We start from the raw sequence: 14157 nt of genomic DNA, 5'->3' as shown, positions 1-14157 counted from the left end.
GGTAAAAGCTAAAAACGGCTTTTACCTAATTTTAATCCAAATCAAAAATTCCTAAGTTCTATGTTTAAATTTGATTTTATCAACTTCGGATCGAATTTGGTTTTTGGTTTTTGTAAATTCCCTAAATTTAAGGATTCAAAAAAGTTTTGCAGATAGTAAGTTTTATCATAACCGTTTTGACTTAAAACTTTTACCATATCACTGATATCGTTTTCGTTTAGCATATCTGCGTGGATAGTCGTTCTACACTCAAATTCAACTCTGTTTTTTAGTAAAGTTTGAAGCGTTTTTATAAATTTATCATATAAATTCGACGCAGTTATAGCTTCAAATTTAGCCTTTGGAGCTTTGAAATCAAGTGATATAAAATCGATCAAACTCAAATTTTCTTCTATAATCTCAGGACTACTTCCATTCGTATCGACTTTGGTTTTATATCCAAGATCCTTAGCCAGCTTCAAAACATCACTAAAATGCAAACTTTTAGTGCATTCCCCGCCACTTAAAACTACCGCACTTAAAAGGTTTTGGCGTGAATTTAAAAACTCGCTTAGATAGCGCATATCAAACTTGCCCTCACCCAAAACTATATCTTTGTTGTAGCAATAAACGCAGCGCATATTGCACTTCGCAAACCACACTATAGCAGCGAGTTCATCAGGATAATCAACAACGCTAAAAGGCGTGATATCGTAGATAAATTTGTCTAGCATTTAGTAGGTTCTAAAAACTTGATCCTCTCTTTATGCTCGCCTTGTTTGCCAAGATTAAAGCTCTCAACTGGTCTATGATAGCCCATAACTCTGGTATAAACCACGCATTTTGTACGTTTATCTTTAAATTTGGCTAGTATCTCTTCTTTTCTCATATCTTCTCCTTTAATTAAATTCTTTAACCCTAGCTCTGATATCATCAAAACTTACTTTACTTAGAATTTTACCGTCTTTGAAAACCGGTTTTAGTTTATTTTCTTCTTTTTTTAGCTCATTTAATCGAACCGTTTTAAACAAATTTCCTTTTCTCACCAACGCAAGACGTCCAGATTTTGAACGTTTTGAAGGATCGGTGATAGGATCTTTTTTTACATCTATCCAATGCTCACCGTCTTTTGATACTGCATTTGCTTTCATAGCAAATCTAAGAGTATCGCGGTTAAGGTGTTGCAAAAGCGCTCCACCCATACCAAAAACTATATTGTCCGCGCTTATCTTTCTAAGTTTTAGCTCGTTTAAAATATCGACTAAACTTTGCGGATTTATACCGTCTCCATAAATCAGTCTGACGTGATTTGGAAGTACGCGATAACCCTTTTGATTTACGCTAAATCCAGCTATATCCATCATCTTTTCTAAGCACTCACTAGCCATAGTTACTGGATTTCCGCTATCTGGGCGAAGCACGACGCGACCGCCATTAGCTTTTACCTCATCAAATAACTTTCCCCAAAGATCTATCGCATTTAGCGTATCGTAGCTATCTATCACGCAAGCAAAAATACCACTGCTAAATTTATCCACCATATTTTTATAAGCTTCATTTTCGCGCTCTTTTCCCCAAGTAGTCATCGTACTATGCTCGCTTGCCGGGATACTAAATGCCGCCATATCGGCGTCATAATACTTTTTAGCAAATACGGCTCCAGTTATCGTATCTGAGCCTTTAAAATTTACCATATGAGCACTTCCACCGATCCCCGCACTCTCAAAGCTACTCACGCCGCGCGCACCAAAATCATGCAAACAAAAGTCGATAAGCTCAGGAGTTCCGGTCTCATTTAAAAATTGCAAAATGTTTTGTTTGCAAAAATAACTATTCGTAGCCACAGCAACTGGATACCAAATAGCCCTTAAAATAGCAGTTTCTAAGTAACCTGCCAACCATGGAAGCTTTGGATCGGTATTTCGTATCTGCAACAACACATTATCTGTTTGAACTATGCTACCTTCTTTTACCGCTTCTATCTCAAGAGGAAGTGCGCCGCCGTGTTCATCTACGATATATCTCCAGCCCTCTTCATTAAAAGGAAGTCCGTAAATTTTCATAAAATCTTTAGCTTCTAAGATATCATCTTGTGTTATTTTCTTGCTTAGATACTCCATTAAAAACATTTGCAAACCATAAAATAGTACTCTATTCCACCTACCGCCGCGCGATTCTATGTAAGAGCTTACGTATTTTATATCGTTTGGATACTGAAGATAATGTGAAGGTTTATAGCCGTCTGTGTTTAGTATCAAATTCATATCTTACCTTTAAATTTTCTGGCGATTTTATCAAAAAAGGGCTTAAATTTGATAATTCAAATTTAAATAACGCTTTTCCAATGCCTTAAAAACAAATCTTGCTCAGCAAAGTATTTTTAGATGATTTTACGGTTTGAAACCATGAGCACCCAAGGCACACTAAAGCGATAAAGCAAACGGTTTATCCTCATAAAAAGTACTAAAAATACAACTTAGGCCAAATTCAAAATCTCCTCATCGCATTTTGGACAATACTCATGCTCGCCTGCGATATACCCGTGTTTTGGACACACGCTAAACACGGGAGTTATCGTAATATATGGAAGTTTATAATTCTCCACTATATTTTTCACTAAATGCTGACAAGCCTTTGTACTGCTTAGTTTTTCACGCATATAAAGGTGAAAAACAGTTCCACCCGTATAACTGCTTTGAAGTTCATCTTGCAAATTTAAAGCCTCGAAAGGATCATCGCCGAAATCAGCCGGAAGCTGAGTAGAGTTTGTATAATACACCTTATCATCAAATCCAGCTTGAATGATGTCTGGATAACGTTTTTTATCTTCTTTAGCAAAGCGATAAGTTGTTCCTTCAGCAGGAGTCGCTTCAAGATTATATAAATTTCCGGTAGTTCTTTGAAACTCTATCATTTTAGCTCTTAGATATTCTATAAGTTCTTTTGTAAACCCTATACCGAATTTGGTCGTTATATTTTCTTTATCATCAGTGAAATTGCGTATCATCTCATTTGCGCCGTTTATTCCTATTGTACTAAAATGGTTATTAAAATTTCTAAGATATCTAGCGGTATATGGATAAAGTCCCCTTTGATACATCTCATTTATAAATTTACGCTTCTTTTCAAGAGTACTTTTTGCCAACTCTAGCAGTTCATCAAGTCTTGCATAAAATGCACTTTTATCACCTTTAAACAGATATCCTAGGCGCGCTAAATTTATAGTAACTACGCCGATACTTCCAGTCATCTCGGCACTTCCAAAAAGCCCTCCCCCGCGTTTTAAAAGCTCTCTTAAATCCAGCTGAAGCCTACAGCACATAGAACGAACGGCACCCGGTTTATAGGCTTTTTCATTCGGTATTTTATTGCCGTTTTCATCTGTCGTATATTGACTTCCGATAAAATTTTGAAAATAACTCGAACCCATTTTTGCGGTATTTTCAAATATCTTTTTAGCCACAGAGCTATCCCACTTAAAATCCTCAGTCAAATTTACAGTTGGTATAGGAAACGTAAATGGCTGCGAACACTTATCTCCGGTAGTTAAAATATCATAAAATGCTATATTTATCCTATCCATTTCAGGTTTAAAATCCGAGTAAGTCATATCTTTTAAACTATTTTTACCGCGTTGTTTGCAAAGTTTTTCAAGTTCGTTATCTTTTAAATTTAAAAATAGATGCTCATTGTTTTTTGTAGGAATTTGATCGGCAAGATCGCTTGGCGGAGTTATATCTATAGTAACATTCGTAAATGGACTTTGACCCCAACGTGCCGGCACATTTAGATTGAAAATAAAGCTAGTAAGAGCTTTTTTGATTTCTATATCGCTTAATCGATCTTTAAAAACATACGGCGCAAGATATGTATCAAAGCTACTAAATGCTTGCGCTCCAGCCCATTCGCTTTGCAAAATTCCCAAAAAGTTCGCCATTTGAGATAAAGCCTCTCTAAAATGACTCGGCGCTCTGCTCTCGACCCTGCCTCTAACACCGTTAAATCCTTCATTTAACAAGGCTCTAAGACTCCAACCAGCACAGTATCCAGTCAAACAATCAAGGTCATGTATATGATAATCTCCGTTTCTATGAGCCGCTCCTTCATGATCGCTATAAACAGCATCTAACCAATAATTTGCAATGACTTTTCCAGCGGTGTTATTGATAAGTCCGGCGTTTGAATAACTCGTATTTGAGTTTGCCATAATACGCCAATCAGACTTTCCGATATACTCTTCTATAGTTTGAGTCGAGTTTATATAAGTCGTTCTTTCGTCAAGCTCACCGTCTCTTTGCATAGTATGAGTATGACGATAAAGCATAAAATTTCGCATTACTGTAAAATCACCACTATCAAAAAGAGTTTTTTCTATAATATCTTGAATTTCTTCTACGCTCATTTTGTCTTTTACCTCAGACAATACTTTTTTGATAAGCGCCGTATTTGGTTCTTTAAGAGCACTTTTATAAGCTTTTGTTATCGCATTTTCTATTTTATAACTTGCAAAATCTTGCAAACTTCCATCGCGTTTAATTATCTTCAAATTTAATCCTTTTTGGCTGGGATTATATATTCTTTTAAGTTTTACAAAGCTTAAGAAATATAATTACAATATTGTTACCAATGATATCAAATATCATTTAAAAATAAATTTATCATTATTTTTTAAGCTTTATGAAATAAATAGTATCGATAAATCCATAGTTTTATAATAAAATTAGAAAAATTATTAAAATAAAACTTAAATTATTTAATTAAATATTTTATATAAATTTAAATTACTAATTTAAAGAGTTATTTTATCTTTTTTAAAGTAATTTTGTGCTAAATTAAAATTAAATTTTAAAAACTAAGGACAAAATATGCAATGCGTATATGGACATATAACACACAAACCGCTTGAGCAGAGTTATCACGATCACGCAAGTGACCACCATCACGCACATTCACACTCTCACTCATCGGCAAATACAAATAAAAAAGTTCTCAAAATCAGCCTTTTTATAACAGTTGCCGCTATGATATTTCAATTTGTATATGCGCTAATCACAAACTCTTTAGCGCTTATGAGCGATACTTTGCATATGCTATCGCACGTAATAGCTTTGGGGCTTAGTTGGTTTGCCATATGGGCTGCTTCTAGCTTTAGCAGTGAGCAAAAAACATTTGGATACCACAGACTTGAGACGATAGCGGCTTTTATAAACTCGATTTTGATAGCTGTTTTTGGTCTATTTATAGTGTATGAAGCCATTGTTAAGCTCATAAATCCAGAACCGATCGAGATAGGTACAATGCTTATAGTGGCTGCGATAGGTCTAGGAGTAAATATCACGACTGGATTAATAATGCTAAAAGGGGATATGGGTAATTTAAATATCAAATCAAGTTTTGCTCATATGATGAGCGATTTATTAAGTTCTGTAGCTATAATTTTAGGCGGCATAATAGTATATTTTACAAATTTATGGTGGATAGACAGTGCTTTGGCTCTATTTATCGCTATCATAATAGCTAAATGGTCATTTTCTCTAGCAAGAGACAGTATGAACATACTATTAGAAGCATCTCCTATAGATATAAACGCAGCAAAAAACGTTATGCTAGAAAACCCTTTAGTTTTAGACGTGCATGACTTACATATAAGTGAAATAACTCATAAAATGTACGTTTTGACTGCTCATATAGTTCTTAACAAGGATAATATTTTTAAATTTGATGAAATAATCAACGATCTATCTCTTAGTTTAAAAAATAGACTCGAAATAGGTCACATAACTATCCAACCCGAGTGGCGGGAGAGTTAGAGATTAAATTTAAAATAAAACGGCATTTACAAATATATAAAAATCGGTCGCATGATAAGTTGGATTTAAAAATTAATATGATAAATTTATAATATTGTATTTATTTTAAAGGGATATAAATTTGAAAAAGCTAGTTTTGGTTTATATTTTAAGTACTGTTTTAGCGTTTTGCAAAGATTATGAAAACGGTTTGAAAGCATACGAAAAAGGAGATTACAAAAGTGCGGTCATAAGCTTTCAAAAAGCGTGCAATAAAGGAAATATGAACAGCTGTTATACTCTTGGAAATTTATATGTATTAAATCAAGGCGTAAAGCAAGATTATAAAAAAGCCGTAAAATTATTTCAAAAAGCCTGCGATGGCGGAGAAGCAAAAGCTTGCGGATATCTAGGAGTAATGTACGAAAACGGTAACGCAGTAGAGCAAAACCGCCAAATAGCTGCAAAGTTATATGAAAAAGCGTGTGAAATGGGACATTATATCAGTTGTAGCGAGCTTGGGATTATGTATGCAAATGGAAACTTTATATCAAAAGACTACTATAAAGCTATGGAATTATTTAAAAAAGCGTGTGAAATGGGAGAGGCAAACGGATGTAATTATCTAGCGCTAATGTATTTTATCTACTCAGAAAAAAGCGGCATAGAACAAGATGCTATCAAAGCAAAAGACTATTTTTGTCATGCATGCGAAATGGGATTTGAAGATGCTTGTGAGAGCTGCAACATGCTTAGTCAAAAACAAGATTAAGCAAAAAACTTAAGCTAAACCAAATTTAAAACTACTATTTATATCATAGATCGAACTTACAAAAGTATGAAATCTAACTCCCATAAAATCAAGCTCAAGTTTATAATTCGCACCTAAAAACTGTGAGCTTATAACTTTAGCTTCAAACTCATTTGAGCTTATTATCTCTTCTGGTCTAAACATAAAATTTTTTGCCTCTAACCAGTTTTTAAATTTATCTGGCAAACTTAAAGCAGCGTCTGCGGTTATCTCGTTTATATCGCCTAAAAACTTAGCTATTTCAGCCGTTTTTGGCTCGAAATAAAGTTCTCTTGGCGTTGCGCAAGCCAAAACTTCACCTCTTGATATGAGAGCTATCTTATCGCTTAGCAAAAACGCGTCAAATTTATCGTGAGTGACCATTATAGCGCTTAACGAATTCTCTTTTATCATAGCTTTTAGCTCATTTCTAAGCATATTTTTTAAATGTGAATCTAAATTTGCAAATGGTTCGTCTAAAAGCAAAAGCCGCTCCTCATTTGCCACGGCTCTTGCAAAAGCTACTCTTTGAGCTTGACCGCCGCTGATTTTATCTATCATTTTATCTTTTAACTCGCTTATGTGAAACTTATCTAGCAACTCTAAAACTTTTTGATTTCTCTGATATTTTGGTAAAGCGTGAAGCGCAAAAGCGATATTTTCAGATACGTTTATATGCGGAAACAAAGCATAGTTTTGAAACATCATACCTACTTTTTTATTTTTACTGCATACTCCATTTTTACATACCTCATCACCTAAAAGCTCGATATCTCCGCCGTCTGCGGTTTCTAAATTTGCTATTATTCTAAGAAGAGTTGATTTACCGCATCCGCTACCGCCTAAAATAGTCAGTATCTCGCCTGAGTTTAAACTAAGATTTATATCTTTTAAAACAGTGTTATTTCCGAATTTTTTACTCAAATGGCTAATTTTTAGTATCTCTTGCAAATTCTCTCCTAAATAAATTTGAGCTATTATACATTAAAATATTTAATGATATTTAATATCATTAATCAAACATTATAATATTAAATCAATTTATGCTATAATATTTTTCACTTTTTTGGAGATTTTATGAAATACTTTTACTCATCATTTATTATTACGATTTTAGGTCTTTTGCTTGCATATTTTATCGGTGGTTTTTTAGCGGTTTATATCTGTTTTTTGCTTGGAATTTTAGAAGTTAGTCTTAGCTTTGATAATGCTGTTGTCAATGCTAAAATACTATCTGGAATGAACAAAAAATGGCAAGATAGATTTATAATTTTCGGTATTCCGATCGCTGTTTTCGGAATGAGATTTTTATTTCCTATCCTTATAGTTTCAGTCGCGGCAAATCTTGGAATGTGGGAAACATTCTCTTTAGCTTTAAACGATCCTGATGCTTATCACAACGCATTAAGTGCGAACAAAAATCAAATTTATATATTTGGCGGTGCGTTTTTGTTAATGGTGTTTTTGTCGTTTTTCTTTGAGGAAAAAGATGTAAAATGGATAAGATTTATAGAAGATAACTACCTTGTGCACATACTTTCTAAAACAAATTCTATAGCGCTTTTTATAGCGATACTAACAGGCATGATCATCGTATTTTTAACACAAAATACTAGTTACGCACTATCGTATTTCGGTGCCGTGCTTTTGCATATGGCGTTATCTTTGTTTGATGATATTTTTAGTGCAAATGGCGTTAAAAGCGGTTTCATGGGATTCTTATACTTAGAGGTTTTGGATGCTAGCTTTAGTTTCGATGGAGTTATCGGCGCATTTGCGATGAGTGAAAATATCTTTATTATTATGATAGGTCTTGGAATCGGAGCTATGTTTGTAAGAAGCTTAACAATTTATATGGTACATAAAAAAACTCTTGAAAGTTTCATCTATCTTGAACACGGAGCGCATTACGCCATTTTGGCGCTAGCTATCATAATGTTTATAAATGTTTTTCATGAAGTCGGCGAGGCGATAACAGGAACCATAGGATTTGGACTTATAGTAATTGCGTTTTTAAGCTCTATTTATAAAAATAAAAAGATAACAAATGGCTAAAATTTGCGGCATAGATGAAGCTGGACGCGGAGCGTTGGCAGGTGAATTAGTTGTAGCTGGATGCGTGTTTAAGCCTAAATTTAAAAAAGAAATTATTAAACTTGGACTTAGCGATTCAAAAAAATTAACCGAACAAAAAAGAGAGGAAATTTTTTTAAATTTAGAAAAAATGAGCGATTATTTAGTAGTTTATTTTAGGAATACTATAGTTGATAAAATCGGACTTAGCGACTGCTTAAGGCGTGCTTTAAACGTGATAAAAATGCATTTTAACGAGTGTGATTTTATCTATGATGGAAACTGCGATTACGGTGTTAAAAATATAAAAACTATCATAAAAGCCGATTCAAGCGTCCCTCAAGTAAGTGCAGCTAGTATAATAGCAAAAGTTAGCAGAGATAGACAAATGAGACGTTTTGATAAAATTTATCCAGATTTTGGATATGCAAAACATAAAGGATACGGCGTAAAAGCACATATAGAAGCTTTAAAACAACATGGCTCAAACGAACTAACAAGACTTAGTTTTCATCTAAAAGCGCTTGAGAAATCGCTATTTTAGGTATGTTATGGATATTTTAGAATATTTCTATCAAAATCCGCCAAAAAATCCAAAATTTATAGATAGAAAAACGTATTTTAACGGTAATAAAATTATTTTACAAGGAGCTATAAATAGCGGTAAAACAGCACTTTTAATACAGTATTTAGAGGAGTTCGGACAAGATTTTTTATATTTGAACTTAGAAGATATTAGAGTTGATTTCATCCCTAATTTAAATGAGTTTATAAAAGATAAAAAGATAAAAGCTATAGGATTCGATGGAGTAAAAAACGACTTTTATACTCCTTGCAAATGCGACAACATCATTATTTCAACCACTTCAAACTCGTTTTTTATAGATAAATTTACAAAAGTTAAATTAAATGGACTTGACTATGAAGAGTTTATAGCATTTTATAGAAAAAATTACGAAGCAAAAACTCTATTTAGTCATTTTTTAGCTCGGGGAAACGGCGCTAAAAGTGCATTTTTGCAAGATTTTGAAGTGAGTGAATTTCTGCAAATGAAAATCAAAGCTTATCTTGGCGAACAAAAAGCGAAAATACTCTCAAAAATCGCCGCTTACGTACATCAGCCATTTAATACTCATAAAATTTATAAAGATTTAAAAGAGACTACAAAGATATCAAAAGATAATATTTACCGTATTTTAAGCGAATTTGAGAACGAAAATCTAATAAATTTCGTACATCACATAGATGAAAAAAGCAGTCTTAAGAGAGTTTATTTTAGCGATTTTGGATTTAAGAATGCTCTTGGTTATGAAAAAGATCCAAAAAAAACAGTTGCTAATATGGTTTTTTGTGAGCTTTTAAAACTAGAAAATGAACTATTTTTTAGCGATGAGATAGATTTTTTCATTCCTAAAAAAAATTTAGCGATTTTAGTAATTCCGTTTTTACCGCCAGAATTTATATTTCTTAAATTTAAAAAATCTATAAATTACTATAAAAATTTAGGGATCACAAAAGTCGAAGTCATAAGCAATTCAAATAACTCGAACATTGCTTTTGAAGGAATCAGATGCTCCGTTATGCCATTTTGGCAATGGGCAGTAGCTCTATAAATCAAAAAAAAGGCTTGAATATAAACTTAAATATTTGCTATTTTAAAAGCTTTTAAACAGCTCTAAAACTGTGTTTATGCCTGATTTAAATTTAAAAATATCTACTCCTTCATTACTAATAGGAGTTTTTAAATTTAGTGATAAACTATCGCCTTGGCTATTTATATATAATAAAATTTTATTATCTGAAATAAAATAACTGATATCTGAGCCAAAAATATCTTTTAAATTTGAGATATCCAAACTATTTTTATCCATACTTAAAGTTTTTTTAAATTTAGAACTCGCGAAAAGCCCGTAAAATAGCGTATTTGAGCTATTCGTATCTTTTAAATATACATCGTAAAATTTGATATTAAAACTATCAAACTCAGCTTGACAAATTTTATAAGAGTTAAACAAAATATCTGTTTTTGGAAAATTATTTTTACCTTCTAAAAACTCATTTTCGTCAAGCTCGTCTTTTAAAGCTTTTAAATTCATGCTTATAAGAATTTGAGCTAAAACTCGCTCCTTTAAATCATGTTCAAAATCTTTTGTAATTTTAAATTTAAAATGATAGTAGACAAAAAGCGTTATAAAAATAGCAGCTATTATCGCCATAACAGCGTCAAATTTAAAGAGCAAAGCAGCCGCCAAAAAACCGAAGGCGGCGGCTATGACTAAAACGGCAAAAAGCTTTAGCCTTAACCGCTTTCTAGTTATTTCAAGCTCTTTTAAACTCATTATTCTTTAGATTTCGCCATTCTTTTTCTCATGGTTGGATCAAGGTAGCGTTTGCGGATACGGATACTTATAGGAGTTACTTCTACAAGTTCGTCTTCTTCTATCCACTCAAGAGCGCGCTCTAAGCTATGTTTGCGCGGCGGAACTAGTTTTATAGCGTCATCACTTCCGCTTGCGCGTACGTTTGTTAAGTTTTTACCTTTTATAGGATTGACGTCAAGATCATTTGGACGACTATGTTCACCGATGATCATGCCAACATAAACTTTGGTTTGAGGATCGCAAAATAAAATACCTCTATCTTGCAAATTAAATAGCGAATACGCCAAAGCCACGCCGCTTTCCATACTAACTAAAGCGCCGTTACTTCTATGTTCTACCGAACCGCTTAATGGACGGAATTCCAAAAAGCTATGGTTCATAACACCCTCGCCTTTGGTATCAGTTAAGAACTGGCTTCTAAAGCCGATAAGGCCGCGCGCAGGTATCTCAAACTCGATTCTAGTTTGTCCGTCTCCAGTTGGATTCATACTTACCATTTCGGCTTTTCTTTTGCCTAATTTTTCGATAACGGTTCCAGTACAATCATCTGGGGAGTCGATAACAAGAAGTTCATAAGGTTCACATCTTACGCCGTCTATAACTTTTATGATAACTTCAGGTCTACCAAGACAGAACTCAAAGCCTTCTCTACGCATATTTTCAGCCAAAATAGTGATCTGCAATTCACCACGACCGCTTACTTTAAATTTACCCTCGCCTATATTTTCGTATTTCATAGCGATATTTGTCTTCATTTCGCTCTCTAAGCGCTCATCTATCTTATTTGAAGTGACGAATTTGCCTTCTGTTCCGGCTAATGGAGAGTCATTTACGCTAAATACGACGCTAAGTGTCGGCTCTTCGATATGGAGCGGGTCAAGCGGCATAGGATTATTTGGATCGACAACGCTATCGCCCACATCAAGCGTCTCAAATCCCGCGATAGCCACGATATCACCGGTTCCTGCTTCGTTTATATCCATTCTATCAAGTCCGAAAAATCCGATAAGTTTGCTTATGCGTCCAGTTGTTTTTGTACCATCAGCCTTTGCTAGCATAACGTTTTGATTTTTACTGATTTTACCGTTAAATATACGAGCGATGCCGATCTTGCCGACGTAATTATCGTAATCTAGAGTAAAAACTTGGAGTTGAAGAGGATTGTCGTCTTTTCCAGTTGGCTCTGGAACATGAGCTAAGATAGTCTCAAAAAGCGGTTTCATATCTACGTTTTCATCATCAAGTTTAAGCTTTGCGTAACCGTTTTTAGCAGCGGCGTAAACTACCGGAAATTCCAGCTGTTCATCAGTCGCGTCAAGTGCGACGAATAGATCGAAAATTTCGTTTATAACCCTGTCTGGATCTGCTGCTGGTTTGTCGATTTTGTTTATAACGACTATCGGACGAAGACCTAAGCTAAGAGCTTTTTTTACGACGAATTTAGTTTGAGGCATAACGCCTTCTTGTGCATCTACAAGAAGCAAAACACCATCTACCATCTTTAAAACACGCTCAACTTCACCGCCGAAATCGGCGTGTCCTGGAGTATCTATAATGTTTATTTTATGATCTTTATAACGAATCGCTGTATTTTTACTAAGAATTGTAATTCCACGCTCACGCTCAATATCATTGCTATCCATCACCCTCTCACCTACTGCTTGATGCTCGGTAAAAGTTCCTGATTGTTTTAGGAGTTCATCGACCATAGTAGTTTTACCGTGGTCAACGTGGGCGATAACTGCAATATTTCTTATCTTTTCCAACTGCTTTCCTTGATTTTTTTAAATTTAGGGGTAGATTATACCCTAAATTTTCTAAATCTTTTATATGATGAAATTTCTTTATAAATTTACTCATCTTTTAAAACCATCTTTCCAATAAAAAAATAGGTAAAAAAAGCTAAAAATATACATCCAAATATCATTACAGAAAGTAAAAACGGTGTATTTGCTTGAACAAATCCAACTATAAAAGATACCAGTCCGGCTATAGCAAACTGTAATGTGCCAAGTAAAGCAGAAGCTGTACCGGAGTGATCTCTAAATCTAGCCATCGCTAAAGTAGTTGTGTTAGGCATAATAAAACCAAGCATAGAAATGATAAAAAATAGAGATATTTCAAACGCATAAAAGCCTAAAAATGAGCAAAATATCAGAGCTGCACCAAAAGTAAGCATAGCAAAAAATGCCTTCGGAAGCAAAACATAAGGAGAATAATTTAGAACTAATTTTGCATTGATATTTGCAGCGATTATAAAACCAAGCGAGTTTAACCCAAATAAAAACCCATAAGTCTGCTCAGAAAGCCCAAAGCTTTTTATAAATACAAAAGAAGAGCCGGTAATATAAGCGAAAATCGCACCCATAGCAAATCCGGATGAAAATATATAGACTAAAAACGGTCTATCTTTTAGTACAAAAGCGTAATTTTTTATAATCTCTTTTTGTGAAAATTTAACTTTATTTGATATGGACGCACTCTCTTTAAGTACAAAAACAACTAAAAATATGAGCAAAACTCCTAATAAAAATAGAGTTACAAATATACTTTGCCACGAAAAAATCTTTAAAAGCAAACTACCAAAAGTTGGAGAGAGCATAGGAGCTAAACTAGAAACTACCATCATTAAAGCAAATACGGCTCCGGCTTCTTTTAATTCAAATAGATCATTTACCACGGCCCTAGCTATAACAACTCCGGCGCAACCTCCAAGAGCTTCTAAAAAGCGAAATACGATGAAAAGTTCTACATTATCGACTAAAACACATCCTAAACTTGAGAACATAAAAATCACTATACCGACAATAAGAGGTTTTTTACGACCGAAAATATCACTTAATGGTCCATATATCAACTGTCCAAATGCAAAAGCTATGAAAAAAGTAGCGATAGATAACTGAGTAAGAAACTCGCTTGTGTTAAAACTTTCTTGAACACTCTTTAAAGCAGGAAGATACATATCGGTAGAAAGTGGTGCTATAGCTGACATAAGAGCCAAGATAAAAATAATTTTAAATTTAGAAAATCCATGGATTTTCGTATAATTTTGCATATATCTCCTTTAAAAAATAAAACTGTTTAGTATATCTTAAAAAACTTAAAGAGTAATTTATATTACATTTAATTATTTTATAAATTTCGG

Annotated in this window: 13 protein-coding genes; 5 read left to right on the top strand and 8 right to left on the bottom strand. The window is 33.8% G+C overall.

Annotated elements, in window-relative coordinates:
* Positions 1-41: 41 nt before the first annotated feature.
* The 4 genes from DQN38_RS00120 to DQN38_RS00105 all read right to left on the bottom strand — a co-directional run bounded on the left by DQN38_RS00120 (position 42) and on the right by DQN38_RS00105 (position 4525).
* Positions 42-713, bottom strand: coding sequence for an anaerobic ribonucleoside-triphosphate reductase activating protein (locus tag DQN38_RS00120; protein WP_042960140.1), 672 nt, complete (start codon positions 711-713; stop codon positions 42-44).
* Positions 707-868: an anaerobic ribonucleoside-triphosphate reductase gene (gene nrdD, locus DQN38_RS00115; RefSeq protein ID WP_011731679.1), complete on the bottom strand. Its 162-nt coding sequence runs from the start codon at positions 866-868 to the stop codon at positions 707-709. The genes DQN38_RS00120 and nrdD overlap by 7 nt, the downstream gene beginning before the upstream one ends.
* Before the next feature lie 10 nt (positions 869-878).
* Complete coding sequence (locus DQN38_RS00110; protein ID WP_011731678.1) at positions 879-2243, bottom strand: nicotinate phosphoribosyltransferase; 1365 nt, start codon at positions 2241-2243, stop codon at positions 879-881.
* Between the two features lie 212 nt (positions 2244-2455).
* The gene (locus tag DQN38_RS00105) at positions 2456-4525 is read right to left on the bottom strand and encodes a ribonucleoside triphosphate reductase (protein WP_065843863.1); all 2070 of its coding nucleotides are present in this window, start codon (positions 4523-4525) and stop codon (positions 2456-2458) included.
* Between the two features lie 319 nt (positions 4526-4844).
* Between DQN38_RS00105 and DQN38_RS00100 the strand changes: the two genes are divergently transcribed.
* Both DQN38_RS00100 and DQN38_RS00095 read left to right on the top strand, forming a co-directional pair.
* Positions 4845-5789: a cation diffusion facilitator family transporter gene (locus tag DQN38_RS00100; RefSeq protein WP_065843864.1), complete on the top strand. Its 945-nt coding sequence runs from the start codon at positions 4845-4847 to the stop codon at positions 5787-5789.
* A 121-nt stretch (positions 5790-5910) separates the two neighbouring features.
* On the top strand, positions 5911-6540 hold the full coding sequence (locus DQN38_RS00095) for a tetratricopeptide repeat protein (RefSeq protein ID WP_042960138.1): 630 nt from the start codon (positions 5911-5913) through the stop codon (positions 6538-6540).
* Between the two features lie 9 nt (positions 6541-6549).
* Here the strand turns inward: DQN38_RS00095 and DQN38_RS00090 are convergent, their stop codons facing one another.
* Entirely contained in the window at positions 6550-7500 is a 951-nt protein-coding gene (locus DQN38_RS00090) for an ABC transporter ATP-binding protein (RefSeq protein WP_024305264.1), read from the bottom strand.
* A gap of 135 nt (positions 7501-7635) precedes the next feature.
* Between DQN38_RS00090 and DQN38_RS00085 the strand changes: the two genes are divergently transcribed.
* Genes DQN38_RS00085 through DQN38_RS00075 form a run of 3 tightly spaced genes read left to right on the top strand, consistent with a single transcriptional unit; the run spans position 7636 to position 10244 of the window.
* Positions 7636-8613, top strand: a complete 978-nt coding sequence (locus DQN38_RS00085; protein ID WP_002847933.1) for a DUF475 domain-containing protein — start codon at positions 7636-7638, stop codon at positions 8611-8613.
* Positions 8606-9175, top strand: coding sequence for a ribonuclease HII (locus tag DQN38_RS00080; RefSeq protein ID WP_065843865.1), 570 nt, complete (start codon positions 8606-8608; stop codon positions 9173-9175). Before DQN38_RS00085 ends, DQN38_RS00080 begins: the two co-directional genes overlap by 8 nt.
* A 7-nt stretch (positions 9176-9182) precedes the next feature.
* Entirely contained in the window at positions 9183-10244 is a 1062-nt protein-coding gene (locus tag DQN38_RS00075) for an ATP-binding protein (RefSeq protein ID WP_002847924.1), read from the top strand.
* A gap of 42 nt (positions 10245-10286) precedes the next feature.
* Here DQN38_RS00075 and DQN38_RS00070 read toward each other — a convergent pair whose 3' ends face one another.
* From DQN38_RS00070 to DQN38_RS00060, 3 genes are all read right to left on the bottom strand, one after another.
* Entirely contained in the window at positions 10287-10970 is a 684-nt protein-coding gene (locus tag DQN38_RS00070; RefSeq protein ID WP_065843866.1) for a hypothetical protein, read from the bottom strand.
* The gene (typA, locus tag DQN38_RS00065; RefSeq protein WP_002847920.1) at positions 10970-12778 is read right to left on the bottom strand and encodes a translational GTPase TypA; all 1809 of its coding nucleotides are present in this window, start codon (positions 12776-12778) and stop codon (positions 10970-10972) included. The genes DQN38_RS00070 and typA overlap by 1 nt, the downstream gene beginning before the upstream one ends.
* Before the next feature lie 86 nt (positions 12779-12864).
* On the bottom strand, positions 12865-14067 hold the full coding sequence (locus DQN38_RS00060) for a multidrug effflux MFS transporter (protein ID WP_065843867.1): 1203 nt from the start codon (positions 14065-14067) through the stop codon (positions 12865-12867).
* Positions 14068-14157 lie beyond the last annotated feature (90 nt).

The sequence above is a fragment of the Campylobacter fetus subsp. fetus genome (assembly GCF_900475935.1).
Taxonomy (GTDB): domain Bacteria; phylum Campylobacterota; class Campylobacteria; order Campylobacterales; family Campylobacteraceae; genus Campylobacter; species Campylobacter fetus.
This window is presented reverse-complemented; position numbering and strand designations above follow the sequence as displayed.

Excerpts from the sequence above, each read along its gene's own strand:
- DQN38_RS00120 (WP_042960140.1), bottom strand. The coding sequence starts at position 713 with ATGCTAGACAAATTTATCTACGATATCACGCCTTTTAGCGTTGTTGAT.
- nrdD (WP_011731679.1), bottom strand. The coding sequence starts at position 868 with ATGAGAAAAGAAGAGATACTAGCCAAATTTAAAGATAAACGTACAAAA.
- DQN38_RS00110 (WP_011731678.1), bottom strand. The coding sequence starts at position 2,243 with ATGAATTTGATACTAAACACAGACGGCTATAAACCTTCACATTATCTT.
- DQN38_RS00100 (WP_065843864.1), top strand. The coding sequence starts at position 4,845 with ATGCAATGCGTATATGGACATATAACACACAAACCGCTTGAGCAGAGT.
- DQN38_RS00085 (WP_002847933.1), top strand. The coding sequence starts at position 7,636 with ATGAAATACTTTTACTCATCATTTATTATTACGATTTTAGGTCTTTTG.
- DQN38_RS00080 (WP_065843865.1), top strand. The coding sequence starts at position 8,606 with ATGGCTAAAATTTGCGGCATAGATGAAGCTGGACGCGGAGCGTTGGCA.
- DQN38_RS00075 (WP_002847924.1), top strand. The coding sequence starts at position 9,183 with ATGGATATTTTAGAATATTTCTATCAAAATCCGCCAAAAAATCCAAAA.
- DQN38_RS00070 (WP_065843866.1), bottom strand. The coding sequence starts at position 10,970 with ATGAGTTTAAAAGAGCTTGAAATAACTAGAAAGCGGTTAAGGCTAAAG.
- DQN38_RS00060 (WP_065843867.1), bottom strand. The coding sequence starts at position 14,067 with ATGCAAAATTATACGAAAATCCATGGATTTTCTAAATTTAAAATTATT.